The following is a 21,874-nucleotide window of genomic DNA, read 5'->3' as shown; positions in this document are numbered from 1 at the left end:
CGGTTCAGTATTAAGCGGCATGCTCAGGGCTCATTAACGGCAACTTAGTCGCCTTGAGTTCACCACCAGTTAACCGTTCGATTTGATAAGCGCGGAGTTCGGGAACGTCTACAGGCCACTTCGATATGGCGGCTTGAGACACGCCAATAGCGGCCGCGAGCTTTGCTTGTGAACCAAAGTGATCTATGGCTGCGGCTTTTTTCATAATGACTCCAAAGTGAATGAAACACAGCAACAATATAACTATGGTTAATTCAAGTCAATAACTTTGGTTAGTTGTCATATATAACCTAGGTAATATACTTAGCCAATGAAAACACTTGCCCAAAACATACGTGACAGAATGGAAGCCATAGGCATGACTCAAAAAGAGTTAGCTGAACGAGCAGACATTTCTCAAGTCATGGTACATAAACTAGTCTCCGGTAAAGTTAAAACGACTGGAAAGCTGCTGAACATAGCGGCCGCTTTACGTTGCACCGCCGAAGAACTTCAATATGGCGAAGAAGTTGCCAAAGCTAAGGCAGCTAACAGAATTGAATCCAATGCTGAATGGGCTGGCGGATTTGAGATATGGGACAGTGATACCCCGTTAGGGGAAGATGAAGTTGAAATACCGTTTTACATGGAAGTAGAGCTAGCCGCAGGCGATGGCATTCTCGATTGCCGTGAATTTAAAGGGCCAAAACTGCGCTTTACTAAGAGCACCCTTAAGCGTCAAGGTGTGAATAGTGACTATGCAGCCTGTGTCAAAGTGAACGGCAACAGCATGGAGCCCATATTACCCCACGGCTCAACGGTCGGTGTTGATACCTCGGCCACCGATGTGATCGACGGCAAAATGTACGCAGTTAACCACGATGGCATGCTGCGTATTAAAGTGCTGTATAAATTACCCGGTGGTGGTTTACGTCTGCGCAGCTACAACACGGACGAATATCCTGACGAACGCCTCGATGCCGACCAAATTAAACAGGTCAAAGTGATCGGCAAAGTGTTTTGGTATTCAGTACTGTTATAAAAAATTTAATCCCCAAAATGGCGCTTATAACTTATTTTGGGGCATAACCTTGTTAGACAATTAACTCTCATTAGCCAAATTCGGATTAACTATTCTATTAGCAACTAAAGCATGTAACGCCCGCCACAAACGCGAGCAACTTGTTGCGAGTCGAGCGCCCAACGGGCGCGTTTTTGATGGCGATTGTTATATGACATTCGTAACTCTAAACCAGCTTGCTATTTCATATACTTGGCGACTGCCTTGAGTTAAATTTTTCTCGTGTATTTTCAGCTGTTTCAGCATAGCAATTAAACCCTCTGGCTGTTGAGTTGTCTGCGCAATGCCAGCGAATTGGAGAGCTAAACCACAGCAAGAATCAAATGCATAATCATCAGTTTGCTCAAGTGCTAATGCTAGAACAGGCACGATAGAGTCAAATGCCTCTGCGCTGCCTAACTCTTCAATGGCCTTATCCCGCCAATCTGAAACAGCCCATTCGTTTTGGCACAACTCGTCAAGTGCCTTTTCCAAAGTGAGCCTAGACTCTTCGATTACGAACATACTCTTGCCATATAACGCCGCAATAAGCGGAAATTGATAGTTGGCTATAATTTGAAGCGAAGCGGAAAAAGCCAACTGTTAATTTTCCGTTTAATTGCCTTGTTATATTCCGTTCTAACCACTACACCTTTGATTATTTTTAGCCTGATTACATATTACATTGAGAATATTTTCACCGGCTTCTTTATATCCATTACTAGATAAATAGCCAGATATTTCAAACAGTGAATCTATGCCTTCTGAAGATTGATTAATTGTGAAAGCTATGTGCTTATTAAGTTCTTCAGTCGCATTCCCAGAAATAGCATAATGAGCTACTAACTTTTGCAAGGTTTCGATTGGAACAGAAACCTTAAACCCAAACTTTTTAGATAAATCTGTATAGTGTTTTTTTAAACCGTTTAACCCTGAAGTTTTTACTTCGTAGGTTGGTTCCCAGCCCGCAAATGTTGATTGTAAAGCATATTGCATAGAAGAATGTTTAGTGGTTCTATGAGATTGCTCTGGAAATTTTTTGAATTCAAAAGAGCTTTTAGATAAGTTACTTAACTTCTGAGTTAATTCAGTAAAAGGGTTTTGCATATGCTCACCTTCATTTGCGATGGTGATCGTAAGAGGAGCTTTCTTTTTTAAAGCCTCAATTTTTGATTTGGATACCATATCTAAGATGTAATTATCGTCAAGAGAAGGACTGAAAGCGAAGTATTTAGAAAAACCAGGATTATTACTTAACCAACAATCTAAGACGAAACGGCCTGAATTAGAATGCCCAGATAGAATTGTATAAGGCGCAACTCGGTAATTATCATTAACAAAAGATACGACTTCTGTCGCAAGAAACTCAGCAAAGGGCGTTGTTTTTCCATTTTCAGGGCTAAGTTCTTTTCCTCTACTTTCGATACCTACAACTATAAAGTTTGGAATTTGATCTTCTAATAGATCAATAGTCGATAGGGTTGAAAGCATATCCCATTGACCGTGTAGTACGTATAATACTGGATACGAATTATCTTCATCGTGATATTTCTTTGGGAGTTTTATAAATAAGTTTCTCTCTTCCCCAAGTGTACCGGACTTTAACTTAATTTCCTCAGCTAACATTAAATCTGATGCAAATGAAAACTGTGAACAAAGTAAAACAAAACTAAAAATAAATACTCTCATTTATAACTCTCCATGCTGATGAAACTCTAGGAATATAACGCCGCAAGCAGCGGCGAGCGTTAGCGAGTCCAGCACCGAAGGTGCGATGCTGACTTGCCTTGTTAGGCATTTGCCCGTTTACCGCTGCGAACCAAAAAGTAGAAACACACAGCCAACAACAGATAACGTGGCAGCGTTGTAACGATGTTATTGAGCATTTGAGGTTGTGATTGCGCAACAAAATACAGCTGCAAGAGTACTAAAGGCGCGAGCAGCAACGCATAAAAAGTGAAATCTGGTTTGCTGATTACCAGCTTACTGGCGAAGGCCACTATTAAAAATGCTGCTGCCAACGGTACTGCGATAGTGAACAAGTCGACCAGCGTAAACGCAAGTAAACCTGATACTTGTGCAACAGGTTTTAGAATGTCAGCAGGTATTGCTACCGCAGCACCAATGCCAGCAATGGCAATTGACGCATAAGCCAGCGCAATACCTAAAATGACGGCGATTACTCGATTTTTAATTTGATCCATCTACTTACTCCTTGTTTTGCCTAACGCCGCCAGCACAGGCCGGAGCACGCCGTGCGGAGGTCCAGCCCCGAAGGGGCGATTGTGCCTGGCCTTGTTAGGTTCAAGTATATAATTGAACCTCGGTTTGCTCTTTATCTTGAATTAACGATAAAAGCATACCTAGTTCCTCAAATTTTTCTTGACCGAAACTAGAACCAATACCATCCATGCATTGGCCAATGGTGTATTCAATCAAGCCATCAATCTGCTCTTGGCTTAACTCTTTATTTAAAATATATTCAACTGACGCTTCGAGTCTATTTAATTTATCATTAAATGAAAATTGAAGATAACCACCAGAAATCCCGGAATCTTTTATTATTGAGTCATCGTTTTCATCAATAAGCCAGAAACCAAAACAATTATCTTCCTCATCATCTATGTATGTGTAACCGTCAATTGATTTGAGTTTATCTAAATCATCAATCCTTTCCTCAGTTTCAAGATCGAAAGCGAAACTGGGACTAGAAATACGTAATTTCATATTGCTCCTTAGGACCTAACATTTTATTAGTACGCATGCGCGTTTATCACGTTAGACCAGTGAAAACGCGCACAGTTAACTATCTGTATGCAAAGAACTTATCAGCTTTTTATCAAATACACCATCCGGAAAAACGCGCATGCGTGTTTCCCAAACCTATTATCTAATTTTGGAATAGTATATACGAATGATTTTAAAGGGTTTTGTAAATTTTAGAATGGAAAAACGCGCAAAAAAATGAGTTAAAAAACACTCAAAAGTATCCAAATTTAAATACGACTGCATACCCGTACATTGTTAGTCGCTTCACGATAGGGCCACACATTAGACAAATAGATGAGAATTTGTTGGGCAACAGGTGAGGGAATTTTCGATTGTTCTAACGAGCCAAAACACTTTCGGAGCATAACAACGCAATCAACCTCTCCTTACAAACATGACCTAACCTAGCACCAGCATAACCCTCCTTATATCAATATCTTATTCGGTATTACAAGTCGCTCATCAAATCATATAACTAAAATTAACCAAATTAATTAACCATAGTTATTGACCAAGCAATTAACCAAGGTTATATTTTGCTTGTACCCACTACCGAGGACAAGGAAATGATTCTAGCGAAAGTTCACACAACACCTAAGCAACGCGATGAGTTTCGTCTACTGGTTGCAATACGTTTTGCCTGCTTGATGGCGCTGGCCAAGGGCCACACCGACCCAATGGATTGCCCACGGGTGCAAGTCCGTTGCGCCGAGCTGGTCAAGCATTTTGCCTATCACCACCCTAGCGCCGCCTTTTACCGCCAGTTCATTCGCCACACGGGCGAACTCGGGCTCAACTTCAGCCTGCGCTTCACCGAGCCCCAACAAGGCTTGTACGGCAAGGTGATGGTGTGGCGTAACGACTCAATGGCCGTCACTAATGTGCATCCGCTGCACACAATGACGACAGCCGCGCCCGTCGGCCACTAACGCAGTAGAGCCGCAGAGCCGCCGCGCACATCCGCGATTTAGGCTATCTAGGCAAAGCAGCCAAGACAAAGCAACCAAGGGGTGATGGTCCATATCCCTGTAACGATAACGGCGACAGTTTCACCTTGTTGGAGGCAATTATGTTTTTTGTTTACGGCGTGTCCATGACCTTAGCGAAAAATCAAGCGGCCAAGAAGTGCAGCACCTCAGTTGGCGCGCACCCTAACCGCCGTCAACTGAGCCCCGACGAGTACCAAGCTAAGTTGGATGATATGGCGCAGCACTTGTTTGACACCATGAAGCCACAACGCCTGTCGCATTCGTTATCGACGCCCGCGCTGTGCCAGCAATACATCGTGTTAGCCATGACCCAAGAAGCCCACCGCGATGTGCATATTCGCTATCACAAGCTGTCGGACAAGGTGAACCCAAAAACCAAGAAACCCATCATCAATTTGGTGGTGTTTAACGGCGAAGCCGCAGCTTAGCTCGGCTGATTCAAAAGGAAGGAATAGCGTATGAACCACCCAACGAGAGAGTCATTTTTAAACGATGTGGCCGAACATCAACTCACCATTCTTAAAGATGATGGGGTGTTCCGTCACATGGTACTCAGCCAAGGCAGCTTTGAGCATCGCTTTGAGATCACCACATGGCCGCAGCATTTGTGCATCAGTGGCGATATGGGCTGTTACGTATTTTCTCGGGTTCAGGACATGTTTAGCTTCTTTCGCCAAAGCGATGATGACTGGGGTGTGAATGCGAGTTACTGGGAAGAAAAGGTACTGGCTGAGTGTAAAACCGACGGCACTCGCGAGTTTGATGCCAAAGAAGCCGAACAACGCCTTGAGCAGTTTTTGCAGTGGTTTATCGAAGGGCTCGACCCAACGAATGAAGAAGAGGCAGAGGCGATTAGTAGCGCGATCAATGCCGTTAAGGAGTTTACCCAAAACCGCGAGAACGCCGAGTGGGATGTGGTTTATCGCCTCAATAATTGGGATGAAGAAGATGCGGGTGGCATGACATTAGATGATTTTTGGGATGGCTGGAAAGACCCTTTCACCTATCGCTTTATCTGGTGCTGTTACGCGATTGTGTTTGCCATCCGCCAATACGACGAAGCCACCCAAAGCAAGGAGGCAGCATGAGCAACGAACATGATTTTTATGCCAAACATTACCCTTGGCTCAATGCTGATCAACGTGAGTGTTTTGATTTCCTTTGTGACATTCACAACGGCGGCAATCACATGTTTGGCAAAATCCAAGCCTGTGGTGAGCACGGGTTATCAATCAACAGCACTAGCGCGCATTACATGTCTACTTTCGACTATAGCGCCCTCACGACTGCAGTCGTTCTTGCACATGACCGAATGATCCGCTTTCAAATCGAGCCATCGGGCCCACGCATGTTGAAGCTCGTTGCCCATAAGCGCCATCAGCGCCATCAGCGTGAAGGCCGAATGAATGAGCGTCACCCCACCATGGAAGACGCGATGAGTAATGTAAGGAAGCAATACCCATGTGATGAGGTGGAGGCATGAACCACTTACTCCCAGGCTTTGAATCACAAGAGCGCGTTGCGTTATTGCTGTCACTCACCCGCATTAGTTCGCCCGAGGTGATTGCCGCGTTAACGCTGCATTACACCAGCGCCCTACCCGCCGAACGCGCGGCCGCTCGCCACGGTATTGAACTGTCGAACTTTATGCGCGGGCAAAAGAAGTTAGAGCAAATCGCCGCCACGGTCGAGGCCATTAAAGCCATCGACTGGGCCAAGCTGCAATCAAACCCTTTGCAACCGAAGCAGGTGGCCTAAATGACTCAATCAGCGGCGTTTCGCCATCTGCTAAATCATTATCGCAGCCATAAGTTAAGCCTGTTACTCAAGGCCAAAACGGGCGACAGCATCAAAATCGCGCTGGCGCTCGGCGCGTTAGATTGCCTGTACTGGCAAGCATTGGGCAACGGCTTAACCAACTTAGCCAAGGGCATTAGCCGCACCATAGTGTATTCGTACCGATATCACCCTATGCGTCTGCCCTACCATTCGCCAGTCAACCAAACCAGCGACAACCAAAACAAGGAGGCGGCATGAATAAGCTAACCAACCCTGTGCTGCGTTATCACGGCGGTAAGTACCGTTTAGCGAAATGGATTATGTCTTTCTTTCCTGAGCACCATTGCTATGTGGAGCCGTTCAGCGGTGCCGCCTCGATTTTGCTACAAAAGGCGCGCTCACACGGCGAAGTGTACAACGACCTTGATCAAGACATTTTTAACTTGTTTCAAGTGCTACGAAACCGTGAGTTATCCGCGCAACTGATTGAGCTTTGCCAGTTAACGCCCTATTCGCGTGATGAGTTTTTACTGTCGTACGAGTTTACCGACTGCGTTATCGAACGAGCAAGACGGACTGTGGTTCGTTCAGCCATGGGCTTTGGTTCTGGCGCGGCGACATTTCATCCGACGGGTTTTCGCTCTGAGGCTAAACGGGCACCAAATACTTGCGCGCATATGTGGGCGAAATATCCGCCCCTGCTGGCTTACGTTTGTGAACGCCTGCAAGCGGTCAACATTGAAAACCGCACGGCAACAGAGTGCATTCGCTCGCACGATTCAGTGAACACGCTGTTTTATGTTGATCCACCATACGTCAAAGAAACGCGGTGGCTACGCAATAACAAAACCGTGTATCAGCATGAAATGTCTTTTGAAGAACATCAAGCCTTACTGGCTCAACTGCTGAATGTGAAAGGCATGGTGGTGTTAAGCGGTTACGAAACCGAACTGTATAACGACACCTTAGCGGGTTGGTCGTTACACAAGAAACAAGCACGCTGCTCAGCGGCTAATGGAACAGGGCTGCGTACCGAGTGCATTTGGGTTAATCCGCATGCATGCGAAAAGCTGGCCAGTAAGGAGGTGGCATGAATACCTTTAGCACCAAAGATGGCGTGGTCACGTTATCTAAGCCCTACTCCACCTTGATGTGCGATCAGCAACAAATCGAAGTGAAGTACACCCCCAACAATTACCACGGCTGGGGCATTTGTAAGTCTTTTAACGCCATCGAGTGCAGCGACTTCGGCCAAGCCGACGCCGAAGTATTCGCACTCAACGCAGAATCAAAACTCAGGATAAAAGGAGAAGCTGCATGCGAGGCTTAATCGTCGATAATTTTGCAGGCGGTGGCGGTGCAAGTACGGGCATAGCGTGGGCGATTGGTCGCAGTGTGGATATTGCCATTAACCACGACCCTGACGCCATTGCGATGCATTCAGCAAATCACCCAGAGACGTTGCACTATTGCGAGTCGGTATTTGATATCGACCCCGTGCAAGCTACTGCAGGTAAGCCGGTTGATTTAGCTTGGTTCTCACCCGACTGCAAACACTTCTCAAAAGCCAAAGGCAGCAAGCCCGTGAGTAAAGAGATACGCGGCTTGGCTTGGGTGACGGTTCGCTGGGCGATGATGGTTAGGCCGCGCGTGTTGATGCTTGAGAATGTTGAAGAATTTAAAACGTGGGGGCCTGTTATTGAATGCCCAGTAACGGAGGCGATGCGCCCCTGCCCTGAGCGCAAAGGCGAAACCTTTAACGCCTTTGTCAGTATGTTGAGCACTGGCATAAATGCAGATCACCCAGCATTAGCGGAATGCGTTGAAACCTTAGGCTTACTCGATACCGCTAAACTGATGAAAGGGCTGGGTTATAAGGTGGAGTGGCGCGAGCTACGGGCTTGTGACTACGGCGCCCCAACTATCCGTAAACGCCTATTCATGATCGCCCGTTGTGATGGTCAGCCCATCGTTTGGCCTGAGCCGACCCACGGCGCACCCAATAGCGAAGCGGTTAAATCGGGCAAGCTGCAACCTTGGCGAACGGCGGCTGAATGCATCGACTGGTCACTGCCTTGTCGTTCCATCTTTGGCCGTAAAAAGCCGTTGGCAGAAAACACCATGATGCGCATTGCGAAAGGGATTCAAAAGTTTGTGTTTGATGCCAAGGAGCCGTTTATCGTTCCGCAAAATGTCACGTTAGCCCCTTTTATTACTGAGCACGCGAATGCCAGTAATCAACGCAATATGCCCGTTGATGAACCCTTACGCACTATCTGTGCCGAGGTAAAAGGCGGTCACTTTGCGGTGGTGCAACCGGTGCTGGCGGCGGCCAATATCTGCAAGCATTACGGCGGCAATTACTCGGGACCAGGTGACGACTTAAATAATCCCTTACCGACGGTGACAACGGTTGATCACAACGCGCTGATCACCAGCCACATGATTAAATTGCGTGGTACTAACCTCGGCTTTGCAATGGATGAACCCGCACACACGATCACCGCTGGCGGCTTACACCTCGGCGAAGTACGCGCGTTCTTCATCAAATACTACGGCAACGAGCAAGACGGCGTGGCATGTAACGAACCATTGCACACCATCACCACCAATGACCGCTTTGGCCTAGTGATGATCAAGGGTGAGCCCTATCAAATCATCGATATCGGTATGCGTATGCTCGAACCCCATGAGCTGTTCGCCTGCCAAGGTTTCAACCCTGAATACATTATCAGTAACTACAACGGCAAATCGACTAAGAAACAGCAAGTCGCCCGTGTGGGTAACAGCGTTCCGCCCCCATTTGCCGAAGCACTCACCCGCGCAAATCTCCCCGAGCTTTGCATACACACCGCCGAAGCGGCATAGGAGTTTTTATGAACCCGATACAAGCAGCAACAGTTGAACGTGAAGAAGGTTATTGGACCCATCCAAATATGCCCGAGTGGGATGAAGGTGTGACCCGTGTGGAGTGTGAAGCATGGGCTGCACGCCAAGGCGGCGAGTTTGTGGCGATTTGGTTTGAACTCGATGCCACTGAACATCAGATCGAGCGCTACTTTGACGAGGGTGATAACGATATCAGCGATTGGCACCCCGTTTGCGACAAGGCCGGCTCATTCTTGCTGAGTATTCACGACACCGAAGATGGCCCCGTCGCGCTGTTCTTCGCCCCGAAAGATAAGGAAGCAGCATGAAGCAATCTGCAGTAATCAAAGACGCTTTGCGCCAGTGGTACACCCTGCCCCGCAAACAAGCCGGCAGCTGCCAACAATTTTTAAAACGACTCGCCGAGGAATTGGCAAAGGAAGGTAAATGATGATTAAGTCTACTGCTAAACCCGTAATTAAAGGCTATTGGACCACTAAGGATTTAACTGCGCGCTATAGATGTTCAAGCCGCACAATTGTTCGGTGGATGCAGCGGGAAAAACATCCTTTCCCACTACCCAGAATATTAGCCATTGGGAGTTATAACCGATGGGCAATTGATGATGTAGAGGAATGGGAAGCAGCCGGAATCGATACATCACAGCATGCAGCCTAATGCTAGGCCGTGATTTTACGTAGTCTTTCAACCCATCCACTATATGCGTTAGCTTGTTCTTCTAGATATTCATAGTGGTCATAAACTTGCCATTGCCCTGGCAGTTTATGGCCCAACATGATCTCGGCGACATGCGGCTCGGTTAAAGTTGAAAAGTTTGTCCGAGCCGTTTTACGCAAATCGTGTATTGACCAGTGTTCCATTTCATAGCTCATGTTCTTCTTAAGCCATTGGATAATGTTGTATGGCAGAGAAAGCGATGAAGAACGCCCCATTGGTTGATCTGTGCCTTCATTATTAAATAAAAACTCACCGTCACCACTCAAAAGTACTGCTTCTTCAATCAACTCCTTTGTCTCTGGAATGATTGGCCTTAGCAATGGTTTTTTAGTTACCTTACCTGTTTTATGATTTTCAGGTGGTACAGTCCACACCATAGTGTTGAAGTCAAAATCTGATTTTTTGCTTAGCCTCAATTCACCATTACGGCAGCCATAGATAAGATTGAGTTTGAGAAAGATTTTATTTTTTTGTGCAATTCTGGATCCTTCTATCGCTAACCAAAACAACCGAATTTCATCATTGTTAAGTGAGCGATCACCCACATTCTTAGTTATTTGTAGGTCGCTCTTGGCGCTGATATCAACCAATACGTTTGACTTAAGTAATTGCCGCTTGACGCCCCACTTGAGTAATTGCTTTCCATTTGTGAGTAATCTATCGGCAATTGAAGGTGAGGTTTTTGCTTTGGTCTCGATAACATCAAGCCAAATATGTAGCGAGACTTTATCTGCAGGCAAGTGACCTATCTTTGGCAGAACGTGTAATTTGAAGGACCTTAAAATTTCAGCGTGACTGGTTTTATTAGCCACACAATAACTCTCATACCACTGCATGAACAACTCAGACATTGTTAGTGCTGTAGAAACAGCTTTGTGCTCAAGTTCCTTTACGGTCTTCGGGTTATTGCCTTGCTCAAGCTCTGCACGCAATCTAACGCATTCAGTTCTTGCATCCTTAAGTGACATAAGTGGGTAAGAGCCTAAGTCAACTCGGCAGGCTTTGCCAACATAGCGGTATCTGATTTGGAAAGTAATCTTACCTTTCGGAGACACCCTAACACTCAGGCCATCACGGTCTGCGCGTTCAAAAGACTTGGGGTAACTTTTAGATAAATTAGCCTTTAACCATGTGTCAGATAAGGACATTTTAAACTCACTGTGTACAAAGTTTTTAAACCGAGTGTGTACAGTCTAAATTTGTACGCAAATTTGTACAAGTTTTTGGTGTCTAAAGAGAAGTGAGGACGTCATGAGGTGTCTAGCGTGAAGATGGTTAACTATTGATAATTATAGCTAAATTTAATAAAAATTAACTGTTTGTCATATCGAGTCAGTAGGGGCATCTTTTGGGTGCGATATGATCGCGAAGGTGCGACGTTTATCGACCTCTACTTTATTGCCTGACATGTTAACCTATGCACTAGTATCGCTAAAAAGGCGCAAATTATAGCGCCTCAGTTCGAGCTTGGCTAGGCAAAGCCCGAGAAGAGCTCGGGCAGATGAGGGGTTATTTTGTGGCTTCGAGCAAACCTTTGACTTTAGCGAGCTCAATCCGCGCATATCTATGTTCAACAAAATCATAAATATTGGTCGCCAGTGAGAGGCGGAAATAATTAGCAGCATCTTGATATTGCTTGTTTTCTATTGCCATTTTCGCCAAGTAAAAATAAGCCTCACATAAACGTTCTGCATATTCTTTAGGATGAGTTAAGCCGACTTTGGCGGCAGCAAACACCTCATCATGGCTCTTAGTACCTAAATAATAATCAACGATAACGGTCGCCCATGCATCATTGTCTAAATTCTTACGGTTTTCAGCTAACTGTTTTTTAGCTTCGATAGCATCATTTTTAAAATCAATCAGATACAGCCATAATGCGCGATAACCATCTTTATTATCACCAGCATAAAATGCCTGCATATCTTTAGTGGCTAAATCGTTACGGTCGCCATAGTACAAGGCAATACCGCGATTCAAATAGGCGTAATCGTAGTTAGGAGCGAGTTCTAATACGCCATCGAATGCTTCATAGGCGCTAGCGTATTCGCCTTCTTGGGTGTAATAAATCCCAAGAAAATTATAAGCATCAGCGAGATCGGGTTGCAGCTTCAGCGCTTGCATAAAATCGATGCGCGCGAGCAGTCTTAAGCCCACACTGTCGTAAATCACACCGCGATCGTAATGAAATCTGGCTCTTTGCTCATTGGTTAATTCGACCGTAGCCAAAATCTCGTTGAGCTTCGCTAACGTCACTTCCACTTTATAATCGGGCATGACAGGTGCGATAACCAATTTACCTTCAACATCATTATGGTTATCTAAAGGAGACTGGGTGGTAGCGCATCCGGCTAACAACAGACTGGCGCCCGCCAGCACAGCAACGACAGCGGTTCTAATTTTAAGACTCATCCATTTCTACCTTTTTAGATTCCCAACATACGCAGAAGAATCTTCATGATAGCAATCCCACCACAGGACTGCTATTGGGGAATTAAGATTAATACTGACTTTCTTAATGCCAAAAACAAAAAAGGAGATCATTTGATCTCCTTTTGATGCAATCACTTAGAAAGTGTATGCCTATAATAAGTCAAAGACTCATTATTCAGCAGCTGCAGCTTCTTTAGTTTGTGCTTCTTTGATTGACAGACGTACGCGGCCTTGACGATCCACTTCCATTACTTTAACAGCAACTTCTTGGTTCAGTTCAAGGTGATCAGACACGTTAGCAACACGCTCATCACTGATTTGTGAAATGTGTACTAAACCGTCTTTGCCCGGCAGAATGTTCACGAACGCACCGAAATCAACGATACGGATAACTTTACCGTTGTAGATACGACCCACTTCAACTTCTGAAGTGATTTCTTCGATACGACGGATAGCTTCTTTGGTTGCTTCACCATTTGAAGAAGCAATTTTCACAGTACCATCATCTTCCAGCTCAATCGTAGTGCCGGTTTCTTCGGTCAGAGCACGGATAACTGCGCCGCCTTTACCGATAACGTCACGGATTTTTTCTGGGTTGATCTTGATAACAGTGATACGTGGAGCGTGATCAGAAATATCATCACGGTGTGAACCAATCGCTTGATCCATCACGTTCAGGATATGTACACGCGCGCCATAGGCTTGTTGCAGTGCGATATCCATGATTTCTTTAGTGATACCTTCGATCTTGATATCCATCTGCAATGCAGTAATACCATCACGTGTACCCGCCACTTTAAAGTCCATGTCACCTAAATGATCTTCATCACCTAAGATGTCAGAAAGAACAACGAAATCATCGCCTTCTTTCACTAGACCCATAGCGATACCCGCTACAGAAGTTTTGATAGGCACACCGGCATCCATCAGCGCTAGTGAAGTACCACATACTGACGCCATAGAGCTTGAACCGTTAGATTCAGTGATTTCAGATACAACGCGCACGCTGTATGGGAATTCAGCAGCTGAAGGCATAACAGCATTGATACCGCGCCATGCTAACTTACCATGACCGATTTCGCGGCGCTTAGGTGAACCCACCATGCCTGTTTCACCAACAGAGTATGGAGGGAAGTTATAGTGCAGCATGAAACGGTTAGTGCGCTCGCCCATGATGCTGTCAATCTTCTGTGCATCACGTTCAGTACCTAAAGTACAAGTGACTAACGCTTGAGTTTCACCACGAGTGAACAATGCGCTACCGTGAGTACGTGGCAATACGCCCGCTAACACACTTAAGGCACGGATCATGTCTGGTTCACGACCATCGATACGTGGCTCACCACGGATGATGCGACCACGAACCACTTTCTTCTCTAAGCTACCCAGCAAGTTGTCTACTTCACGTAAATCAATGCTTGGATTGCTGGCTAACAAGGCTTCTTTTGTTGCTGCTTTAACAACAGAAACTTGAGCATAACGATCTTGTTTAACTTGGATTTTATACGCATCACCTAAACCCGCTTCTGCAAGCTCTTTGATTTGGGCAACTAAATCGGCATCTTGCGTTGGTGCAGTCCAATCCCAAGTTGGTTTACCGGCTTCTGCTTTAAATTCAGCAATCGCTTTGATAACCACTTGTTGTTGATCGTGACCGTAAACAACAGAACCTAACATCACTTCTTCTGGTAATGCTTGGGCTTCTGATTCCACCATTAATACTGCGCCAGCAGTACCAGCAACCACTAAGTTCAGTTGGCTGGTTGCAAGTTGCGCAACACTTGGGTTCAACACGTATTCGCCATCAATGTAACCCACACGTGCAGCACCTAAAGGACCGCTGAATGGAATACCAGAAATAGCCAGTGCCGCTGAAGTACCTATCATAGAGATGATATCTGGCTCGATTTGTGGATCGACAGAGACTACAGTAATGATAACTTGAACTTCGTTTTTGAAACCATTAGGGAAAAGAGGGCGAATTGGACGGTCAATCAGACGAGCAATTAAAGTCTCATCTTCTGAAGGACGGCCTTCACGCTTAAAGAAACCACCAGGAATTTTACCTGCTGCGTAGGTTTTTTCTTGATAGTTAACAGTCAGAGGGAAAAAGTCACGACCAGCTTCTGCTTCTTTTTTACCGACAACAGTGACCAACACAGTCGTGTCACCCATGCTCGCTAAAACGGCTGCATCTGCTTGACGCGCTATAACACCTGTTTCCAGGGTGACTGTATGTTGACCATACTCAAAACTCTTTACAATAGGATTCACGTGACCCATTCCTTAATTAATGACCTTGAATTACGCGCGTAAGTATACTGCAAATCGGATCAATAGATAAAGAGCAGATAATGATGACAAATACGTAACTTTTCACTAAAGTGGTTAAATCTACAAAGAGTTGCGGTTTACATTGATACGGAAATTCTCGCAGATGGTGAATAATTATCATAAAGGATGCGCCCGATGACAGGCCGTTTTAAGTCACTGACGTGGAAACAAACTAATCTAGTCGTATTTACTGCCCTCTTTTTTGCCATTGCAATTTTTATTGTTGAAATCGCTTTAGTCGTCGTATCAACCAAACAACAGCTCACAACTACCCAGCAAGAACTCCTTGATTCAGTTGAACAACCAGCAGCAAATGCCGTCTGGGCTTTGGATGATAATTTAGCCCGTCAAACTTTAGAGGGTGCCATCAAAGTCGAACATGTTGGCTCGGCGGTGATTGAGCTGGACGATGGCTCAATGTTTGTTTCTGTCAGTAATAATAAGCAGAATAACTCACAGACTTTTATCAGTTTAAGTAATAAATTATTTGATGATCTCAAAGAAATTTCTCGCCCTTTGTATAGGCCTTTTTATTTTGAAGGCACCCAACAGCAACAACTTATTGGCACATTAACAGTTTTCTACGACACCCAAGAGCTGACAAATACCCTTTTCTCACAGTTAAGATTTAGTTTTTTTGCCACACTTGCCCGCGCTCTCTTGCTCACCTTAGTATTATCTGTCGTCTTCCATCGCTTCTTAACTCAGCCTATCGCACGCATCAGTGAGGCCATAGATAAGATTGAGCCCGACTCTCCGGACGAAAACCTCTTACCTATGTCCAATGCGCACAAGGATGATGAACTCGGTCTAGTGACCTCTAAATTCAACCAAATTCTTATACAATTTAGCCAAACCCAATCCAAACTGCGCAAGATGGCGACCCGAGATCCGCTAACAGGCTTACCCAACCGCACGCTATTGCTTGAAACCATCGCAGTCACAATCCAACGTTCGCGAGTACACAAACGCAGCTTTGCCTTGATGTTTATCGATTTAGACCGTTTTAAGAACATCAACGATTCCCTTGGCCACGCATTAGGCGATCAATTTCTTGCCCGTATTGCCCGCATCCTTGAACGCTTCGTTGGCGATAAAGGCACAGTTTCCCGCTTAGGTGGCGATGAATTTGTTATTCTGGCTGATACAGTTCACACCCCTGATCAAGCGGCAGATTTTGTAGATAAGCTACTGATCCAGCTCAATGTCCCGATTCAATTAAATGAACATGCAATTCATCCTGCGGCATCAATTGGGATTTCTATTTATCCCGAAGACGGTAACAGTGCTGAAGATTTGATCCGTCACGCTGACATTGCCATGTACAGCGCGAAAGCTGCAGGCTCGAATCAATGGGCCTTCTTTAAACAGCAGATGACAGAGCGCGCAGCTGTGCGTTTACGCACCGAAGCATCTTTGCATGATGCGTTAAAAAACAACGAATTTTTACTGTATTTTCAGCCAAAACTCGACCTACAAACGGGCAAAGTGATCGCCTGTGAAGCCCTGATCCGCTGGCAAAAAGACGGCCGACTCATCAGTCCGGTTTCTTTTATTCCCGTCGCGGAAGAAACAGGGATCATCATTCCAATTGGACGCTGGGTAATAGAACAAAGCTGCAAGGTCTTGAGGGAGTGGCAGAAAAAATATAACTATGCCATCCCAATTGCGATTAATGTTGCCTCACAACAATTTGCGGATGCTAGTTTAGTGCCCGATATCAAGCAGATGGCATTACGCTATCAAATCCAACCCGAGTTGTTGGAAATTGAAATCACTGAAACCTCGTTGATGAACGACATTGAACTGGCTATCGCTAAACTTGAGCAACTAAAATCCGCAGGATTTGGTATTGCCGTCGATGACTTCGGCACTGGGTATTCATCACTTTCTTACCTACGCCATTTACCCATCACCACTATGAAAATTGACCGCTGTTTCGTGTCCGATTTACCAGGGGATAGTGCAATCGCATCGACCATTTTGATGTTAGGTAAGCAGCTTAATTTGACCATTGTGGCCGAAGGAATTGAAAACGAGCAGCAATTGGATTGGTTGAAGGAGAATCAGTGCCAAGTTGGCCAAGGTTTCTATTTTAGCCAACCCTTGCCCCAAGCGGAATTTGAAGCCCTGTATATAGCGACACAGACTGCAACGATAAGCACTTTAGATGGACTACGTGGTGCTTAGAGTTCTTTAATCAGACCCAAGATTTAGGCGGCGTTAAGGCCAGCGTAAAGACATAATATCGACATGCTCTGGCCTAAATCCTACACAGCTTGATTTAATCATCTACTGAATTTTAGGCAATAAAAAAGGAGGCTCAAGCCTCCTTTTTCACGTTAGTCAACGCGAGATTAACGACGTAGACCTAACTTTTGGATCAGTGCAGTGTAACGTGCTAAATCAGTACGTTTCAGGTAAGCAGTTAACTTACGACGTGAGCTAACCATACGTAACAGACCACGACGTGAGTGGTGATCGTGAATGTGCTCTTTGAAGTGATCTTGCAAATGGTTGATTTGCGCAGTTAACAAAGCAACTTGAACTTCAGTTGAACCAGTGTCGTTTTCGCCACGGCCAAATTCAGCCAAAATTTTTGCTTTTGCTTCAGTACTTAGTGACATGTATATCTCCAAATAAATAATTATGAATCTCTAGCCGATCACTAACTCAGCCAGAGGGCGCGCTATTCTACCCAGAAACCCACCCTAGCGCAATAAAAGGTGGAGACTAATCCATGAACAAATTAATTAATTTGTTCATGGATAGCAGACTAATGCGATTCTACAGGCTCATCATGGATTACTATGAGTCGTTTCGGCGCAAGTAAGCCGTCTTCGTTCATAGTACCAATCCCCACAAATCGGCGGATGTCACCTAAAGTGATACGCACCAGTTCATCGGTTTTCAAGTCTGCATTAACGGGCACCCGAACAGCCTGACCTTGCATTAAGTAAGGGGCGATTGCATCTGGCACATTCACCTCAGGAAAATCGGCCACGGCCGTGTCCATAGGTAACAAGAGCGGATCGAGTAAAACACTCGGAACTATCTGTTGTTCATGTGCTTGGGCAACAAGCGCTTCAAGTTGTTCTAAGGTAACCATTCTTGCATAGGGATATTGTGCAACTTGAGTGCGACGCAACATGATCACATGGGCGCCACATCCGAGCATTTCGCCGAGATCGTCTATGATAGTGCGAATATAAGTGCCCTTAGAACAATGAATGTCTAAGGTCAGCTCATCGCCTTCAAGACCGATGAAATTAAGCTCAAATACCGTAATAGGGCGAGATTCGCGCGGCACTTCAATGCCTTCACGGGCATATTTATACAGGGGCTGGCCCTGATATTTAAGCGCGGAATACATAGAAGGCACTTGCTGAGTCTCGCCACGGAAGAAATCAAGCGCGGTTAATAACTGCGCCTCAGTAAAATCAATGGCGCGGGTTTGCACCACTTCGCCATCGGAATCACTGGTATCCGTTCGCTCGCCCAGCTTTGCGGTAACTAAATAACGTTTATCAGCATCTAACAGATGCTGGGAAAACTTAGTCCCTTCGCCTAAGCACACAGGTAACATACCTGTTGCTAACGGATCGAGTGCGCCCGTATGCCCTGCTTTGTTCGCATTAAAAAAGCGCTTTACTCTTTGCAAAGCAAAGTTGGAACTCATGCCAGTGGATTTATCCAGCAACACTATTCCATCAATAAAACGACCTTTTGGACGACGAGCCATTAATCTTTACCTTCCGTTTCATCTACATCATCGGCAATATCATCACCTAAGACTTCATCTTCTACCGATGCGTCTTCGCTGCCAAATTGCTGTTGCTTCGCTTTGTCTTGGTTGATCACTTGGCTAACTAAGTTAGACATGCGCATACCTTCGACCAGCGAGCTATCATAGATAAAACGCAGTTCAGGCATCACACGCAGCTTCATACGGCCCGCCACTAAAGTGCGGATATAAGGAGCGGCACTGATCAAAGCATTTAGCTTTTCTTGAACAACGGCTTTGTCTTCTTCAAAAAAAGTCACGAAGACTTTGGCATAGCTAAGGTCACGTGAGACATCGACGTCATTCACGGTTACAAAGCCAATACGAGGATCTTTCATGTCGCGCTGTAGCACTTGAGCCAGTTCTTGCTGAAGCTGCTGAGCAATTCGACGAGTACGACTGAATTCTTTTGCCATAATATTTCTTACCATAGCTTAAATTGATAAGGGCGGCTAAAGCCGCCCTTATTTATTATCGTTACAGAGTACGAGCAATCTCGACGGTTTCGAATACTTCGATTTGGTCGCCTACGCGAACATCGTTGTAGTTCTTAACGCCAATACCACATTCCATACCATTGCGAACTTCAGCAACGTCATCTTTAAAGCGACGTAGAGATTCAAGTTCACCTTCGTAGATAACCACGTTATCACGTAGTACGCGAATTGGTGCGCTACGCTTGATGGTACCTTCGGTAACCATACAGCCAGCAATTGCGCCCAGCTTAGGTGATTTGAACACGTCACGCACTTCAGCCAGACCAATAATTTGTTGTTTGAATTCAGGAGACAGCATACCTGTCATCGCTGCACGAACTTCATCAATCAAATTATAGATTACGCTGTAGTAACGTAAATCAACACTTTCGCTGTCGATTGTCTTACGCGCTTGTGCATCGGCACGCACGTTAAAGCCAACGAGGATAGCGTTAGATGCTGCCGCTAAGGTTGCATCCGTTTCAGTCAGTGCACCCACACCGCGAGCGATGATGTTCACTTTCACTTCGTCGGTAGACAGACCTGTTAACGAGTCAGTAATCGCTTCGAGTGAACCTTGTACGTCTGCTTTAAGAACGATGTTCAGTTCTTTCACTTCGCCGTCTGTCATGTTCGCGAACATGTTTTCTAGCTTAGATTTTTGCTGGCGTGCCAGTTTCACATCACGGAACTTACCTTGACGATACAGGGCAACTTCACGCGCTTTACGCTCGTCACGTACTACTGTTGCCTCATCACCTGCAGACGGAACGCCTGACAGACCCAGAATTTCAACAGGAATAGATGGACCCGCTTCAGTGATTGAACGACCGTTCTCGTCTTTCATTGCACGGATTTTACCGTACTCAAGACCACACAGAACGATATCACCTTGGCGCAAAGTACCTTCTTGAACCAGAATCGTTGCCACTGGGCCGCGACCTTTGTCCAATTGTGATTCAATGACCACACCGGCAGCCATACCATCACGTACCGCTTTCAGTTCGAGAACTTCAGCTTGCAACAAAATGCCTTCTAACAGTTCATCAACGCCTTCACCTGTCTTAGCTGAAACGAAGGCAAACATGTTGTCTCCACCCCAATCTTCAGACATGACGCCGTGTTGTGACAATTCGCTCTTAACGCGATCGATATCCGCTTCCGGCTTATCCATCTTGTTCACAGCCACGATTAATGGCACGTTACCGGCTTTAGCATGTTGAATAGCTTCGATAGTTTGCGGCATTACACCGTCATCGGCAGCAACAACTAATACAACGATATCCGTTGCCTTGGCACCACGGGCACGCATTGCAGTAAACGCGGCGTGACCAGGAGTATCAAGGAAAGTGATCATGCCGTTTTCAGTTTCAACATGGTATGCACCGATATGCTGAGTAATACCACCGGCTTCGCCAGCAGCCACTTTAGCGCGGCGAATATAGTCGAGTAGTGACGTCTTACCGTGGTCAACGTGACCCATGATAGTCACAACTGGTGCACGAGATTCTAGCTTGATGCCATCTTCATCGTCACGGTCTTGCATCACTTGGTGCTCAAGTTCGTTTTCACGGATAAGCACAACTTTGTGGCCCATTTCTTCAGCAACTAACTGGGCGGTCTCTTGATCCAACACTTGGTTGATCGTGACCATAGAACCCATTTTCATCATCTGTTTGATGATTTCAGTCGCTTTAACTGCCATTAAATGCGCAAGTTCAGAAACAGTAACAGTTTCACCGATACGCACATCACGGCTTACCGCTGCAACTGGCTTGTTGAAGCCGTGCGCCATAGACTCAGGTGCTGTACTGCGGTTACGCATGTGCTTTTCACGGCCGTCACGGGCATCTTTGCCGCCACGTTTTTTCGCGTTGCTCTTGTTACGAGCACGACGTCCGCGTTTTTCTTCATCCAGATCAGAAGTATCTTCAGCAGCACGAGCCACTTTAGAAGTCGTGATGTGGTGATCACCGTTTTTCTCGGCTTCTAGACGTTGGCGCTCTTCTTCGGCCCAACGCTTAGAATGTTCTTCAGCCAATAGGCGAGCAGTTTCTGCCGCTTTAGCCGCTTCTTCGTCTTGCTTACGTTTCGTCGCCGCTTCTTGTGCTGCCTTTAAACGTTCTGCTTCTAGACGAGCTGCTTCTGCTTCAGGTGACATATCTTTAACCACTTTTACTTCGGCTGCTGCTTTGGCTTTCGCCTTAGCTTCTGCATCCGCTTTTGCCTTCGCATCAGCTTCTGCTTTCGCTTTTGCCGCAGCAGCATCTGCTTCAGCCTTTGCTTTTGCCAAAGCTTCTGCTTCGGCCTTCGCTTCTTCTTCAGCCTTCAGAGTAGCCTCATTAGCATCACGCTTGACGAAAGTTCGTGTTTTACGAACTTCAACTTTAACATCTTTAGATTGACCACCATTACCAGCCACACTTAGGGTCGATACGGTTTTACGCTGCAGCGTCATTTTCGTTGGCGCATTTTCGCCACCGTGCTGCTTTTTCAGATAATCCAGTAACTGTTGCTTTTCAGCTTCAGTCACGTTATCAGCTTGGCCTTTCTTAATTCCAGCCTGAGAGAATTGCTCAATCAGACGTTCAACACTTTTACCCACTTCCGTGGCCAATTTCTCTACGGTAGTATCTGCCATCAGTTAAATCCCCCTGTTGATCGA

The 21,874-nt window shown here is 45.7% G+C and carries 26 protein-coding genes; 14 read left to right on the top strand and 12 right to left on the bottom strand.

Annotated features, from left to right (window positions below):
- Positions 1 to 10: 10 nt before the first annotated feature.
- Entirely contained in the window at positions 11 to 205 is a 195-nt protein-coding gene (locus Q4Q57_RS04495) for a Cro/CI family transcriptional regulator (RefSeq protein WP_311889966.1), read from the bottom strand.
- A gap of 105 nt (positions 206 to 310) precedes the next feature.
- Here Q4Q57_RS04495 and Q4Q57_RS04490 point away from each other — a divergent pair, with 105 nt between their 5' ends.
- Entirely contained in the window at positions 311 to 1,021 is a 711-nt protein-coding gene (locus Q4Q57_RS04490; RefSeq protein WP_311889964.1) for a helix-turn-helix transcriptional regulator, read from the top strand.
- A 186-nt stretch (positions 1,022 to 1,207) separates the two neighbouring features.
- Here the strand turns inward: Q4Q57_RS04490 and Q4Q57_RS04485 are convergent, their stop codons facing one another.
- From Q4Q57_RS04485 to Q4Q57_RS04470, 4 genes are all read right to left on the bottom strand, one after another.
- A complete protein-coding gene (locus Q4Q57_RS04485) occupies positions 1,208 to 1,639 on the bottom strand; it encodes a hypothetical protein (RefSeq protein ID WP_311889963.1) in 432 nt (143 codons plus the stop codon).
- A gap of 39 nt (positions 1,640 to 1,678) precedes the next feature.
- The gene (locus Q4Q57_RS04480) at positions 1,679 to 2,728 is read right to left on the bottom strand and encodes an alpha/beta hydrolase-fold protein (protein WP_311889962.1); all 1,050 of its coding nucleotides are present in this window, start codon (positions 2,726 to 2,728) and stop codon (positions 1,679 to 1,681) included.
- Between the two features lie 101 nt (positions 2,729 to 2,829).
- On the bottom strand, positions 2,830 to 3,243 hold the full coding sequence (locus Q4Q57_RS04475; RefSeq protein WP_311889960.1) for a hypothetical protein: 414 nt from the start codon (positions 3,241 to 3,243) through the stop codon (positions 2,830 to 2,832).
- A gap of 100 nt (positions 3,244 to 3,343) precedes the next feature.
- Positions 3,344 to 3,766, bottom strand: coding sequence for a hypothetical protein (locus Q4Q57_RS04470; RefSeq protein ID WP_311889959.1), 423 nt, complete (start codon positions 3,764 to 3,766; stop codon positions 3,344 to 3,346).
- A gap of 608 nt (positions 3,767 to 4,374) precedes the next feature.
- Between Q4Q57_RS04470 and Q4Q57_RS04465 the strand changes: the two genes are divergently transcribed.
- The 12 genes from Q4Q57_RS04465 to Q4Q57_RS04410 all read left to right on the top strand — a co-directional run bounded on the left by Q4Q57_RS04465 (position 4,375) and on the right by Q4Q57_RS04410 (position 10,122).
- Positions 4,375 to 4,737 carry a hypothetical protein gene (locus Q4Q57_RS04465; RefSeq protein WP_311889958.1) on the top strand — a complete coding sequence of 121 codons (363 nt, stop codon included), beginning with the start codon at positions 4,375 to 4,377 and terminating at the stop codon, positions 4,735 to 4,737.
- 140 nt (positions 4,738 to 4,877) lie between these two features.
- Positions 4,878 to 5,225 (top strand): hypothetical protein, encoded by a 348-nt coding sequence (locus Q4Q57_RS04460; RefSeq protein WP_310802983.1) that lies wholly within the window; start codon positions 4,878 to 4,880, stop codon positions 5,223 to 5,225.
- A gap of 30 nt (positions 5,226 to 5,255) precedes the next feature.
- Positions 5,256 to 5,885 (top strand): hypothetical protein, encoded by a 630-nt coding sequence (locus tag Q4Q57_RS04455; protein WP_311889953.1) that lies wholly within the window; start codon positions 5,256 to 5,258, stop codon positions 5,883 to 5,885.
- Complete coding sequence (locus Q4Q57_RS04450; RefSeq protein WP_311889951.1) at positions 5,882 to 6,280, top strand: hypothetical protein; 399 nt, start codon at positions 5,882 to 5,884, stop codon at positions 6,278 to 6,280. The genes Q4Q57_RS04455 and Q4Q57_RS04450 overlap by 4 nt, the downstream gene beginning before the upstream one ends.
- Positions 6,277 to 6,555, top strand: a complete 279-nt coding sequence (locus Q4Q57_RS04445) for a hypothetical protein (protein WP_263179680.1) — start codon at positions 6,277 to 6,279, stop codon at positions 6,553 to 6,555. Before Q4Q57_RS04450 ends, Q4Q57_RS04445 begins: the two co-directional genes overlap by 4 nt.
- Positions 6,556 to 6,834 (top strand): hypothetical protein, encoded by a 279-nt coding sequence (locus tag Q4Q57_RS04440; protein ID WP_311889949.1) that lies wholly within the window; start codon positions 6,556 to 6,558, stop codon positions 6,832 to 6,834. It begins immediately after the preceding gene.
- Positions 6,831 to 7,670 (top strand): DNA adenine methylase, encoded by an 840-nt coding sequence (locus Q4Q57_RS04435; RefSeq protein ID WP_311889948.1) that lies wholly within the window; start codon positions 6,831 to 6,833, stop codon positions 7,668 to 7,670. Before Q4Q57_RS04440 ends, Q4Q57_RS04435 begins: the two co-directional genes overlap by 4 nt.
- Positions 7,667 to 7,906: a hypothetical protein gene (locus Q4Q57_RS04430; RefSeq protein ID WP_012197564.1), complete on the top strand. Its 240-nt coding sequence runs from the start codon at positions 7,667 to 7,669 to the stop codon at positions 7,904 to 7,906. The genes Q4Q57_RS04435 and Q4Q57_RS04430 overlap by 4 nt, the downstream gene beginning before the upstream one ends.
- Positions 7,894 to 9,444: a DNA cytosine methyltransferase gene (locus Q4Q57_RS04425; protein ID WP_311889945.1), complete on the top strand. Its 1,551-nt coding sequence runs from the start codon at positions 7,894 to 7,896 to the stop codon at positions 9,442 to 9,444. The genes Q4Q57_RS04430 and Q4Q57_RS04425 overlap by 13 nt, the downstream gene beginning before the upstream one ends.
- Positions 9,445 to 9,452: 8 nt before the next feature.
- The gene (locus Q4Q57_RS04420) at positions 9,453 to 9,773 is read left to right on the top strand and encodes a hypothetical protein (protein ID WP_311889943.1); all 321 of its coding nucleotides are present in this window, start codon (positions 9,453 to 9,455) and stop codon (positions 9,771 to 9,773) included.
- Positions 9,770 to 9,895: a hypothetical protein gene (locus Q4Q57_RS04415; protein ID WP_012089916.1), complete on the top strand. Its 126-nt coding sequence runs from the start codon at positions 9,770 to 9,772 to the stop codon at positions 9,893 to 9,895. Before Q4Q57_RS04420 ends, Q4Q57_RS04415 begins: the two co-directional genes overlap by 4 nt.
- Positions 9,892 to 10,122 carry a hypothetical protein gene (locus tag Q4Q57_RS04410; protein WP_263178965.1) on the top strand — a complete coding sequence of 77 codons (231 nt, stop codon included), beginning with the start codon at positions 9,892 to 9,894 and terminating at the stop codon, positions 10,120 to 10,122. Before Q4Q57_RS04415 ends, Q4Q57_RS04410 begins: the two co-directional genes overlap by 4 nt.
- Before the next feature lie 2 nt (positions 10,123 to 10,124).
- On the opposite strand, the gene Q4Q57_RS04405 is transcribed toward Q4Q57_RS04410, so the two are convergent.
- From Q4Q57_RS04405 to pnp, 3 genes are all read right to left on the bottom strand, one after another.
- Positions 10,125 to 11,330 carry a site-specific integrase gene (locus Q4Q57_RS04405; RefSeq protein WP_173243273.1) on the bottom strand — a complete coding sequence of 402 codons (1,206 nt, stop codon included), beginning with the start codon at positions 11,328 to 11,330 and terminating at the stop codon, positions 10,125 to 10,127.
- A gap of 361 nt (positions 11,331 to 11,691) precedes the next feature.
- Entirely contained in the window at positions 11,692 to 12,594 is a 903-nt protein-coding gene (gene nlpI, locus Q4Q57_RS04400) for a lipoprotein NlpI (RefSeq protein ID WP_311889940.1), read from the bottom strand.
- A gap of 192 nt (positions 12,595 to 12,786) precedes the next feature.
- Positions 12,787 to 14,889 (bottom strand): polyribonucleotide nucleotidyltransferase, encoded by a 2,103-nt coding sequence (pnp, locus tag Q4Q57_RS04395; protein ID WP_220590915.1) that lies wholly within the window; start codon positions 14,887 to 14,889, stop codon positions 12,787 to 12,789.
- A gap of 195 nt (positions 14,890 to 15,084) precedes the next feature.
- On the opposite strand from pnp, the gene Q4Q57_RS04390 reads away from it, so the two are divergent.
- Entirely contained in the window at positions 15,085 to 17,139 is a 2,055-nt protein-coding gene (locus Q4Q57_RS04390; RefSeq protein WP_311889939.1) for an EAL domain-containing protein, read from the top strand.
- Between the two features lie 167 nt (positions 17,140 to 17,306).
- Here the strand turns inward: Q4Q57_RS04390 and rpsO are convergent, their stop codons facing one another.
- From rpsO to infB, 4 genes are all read right to left on the bottom strand, one after another.
- Complete coding sequence (rpsO, locus tag Q4Q57_RS04385) at positions 17,307 to 17,576, bottom strand: 30S ribosomal protein S15 (protein WP_106651344.1); 270 nt, start codon at positions 17,574 to 17,576, stop codon at positions 17,307 to 17,309.
- A gap of 149 nt (positions 17,577 to 17,725) precedes the next feature.
- On the bottom strand, positions 17,726 to 18,691 hold the full coding sequence (truB, locus tag Q4Q57_RS04380) for a tRNA pseudouridine(55) synthase TruB (RefSeq protein WP_311889938.1): 966 nt from the start codon (positions 18,689 to 18,691) through the stop codon (positions 17,726 to 17,728).
- Positions 18,691 to 19,149: a 30S ribosome-binding factor RbfA gene (gene rbfA, locus Q4Q57_RS04375; protein ID WP_311889937.1), complete on the bottom strand. Its 459-nt coding sequence runs from the start codon at positions 19,147 to 19,149 to the stop codon at positions 18,691 to 18,693. Before rbfA ends, truB begins: the two co-directional genes overlap by 1 nt.
- 61 nt (positions 19,150 to 19,210) lie before the next feature.
- Positions 19,211 to 21,850 carry a translation initiation factor IF-2 gene (infB, locus tag Q4Q57_RS04370; RefSeq protein ID WP_311889936.1) on the bottom strand — a complete coding sequence of 880 codons (2,640 nt, stop codon included), beginning with the start codon at positions 21,848 to 21,850 and terminating at the stop codon, positions 19,211 to 19,213.
- Positions 21,851 to 21,874 lie beyond the last annotated feature (24 nt).

It is taken from the genome of Shewanella sp. SP2S2-6 (assembly GCF_031931965.1).
In the GTDB taxonomy this organism is placed as follows: domain Bacteria; phylum Pseudomonadota; class Gammaproteobacteria; order Enterobacterales; family Shewanellaceae; genus Shewanella; species Shewanella baltica.
This window is presented reverse-complemented; position numbering and strand designations above follow the sequence as displayed.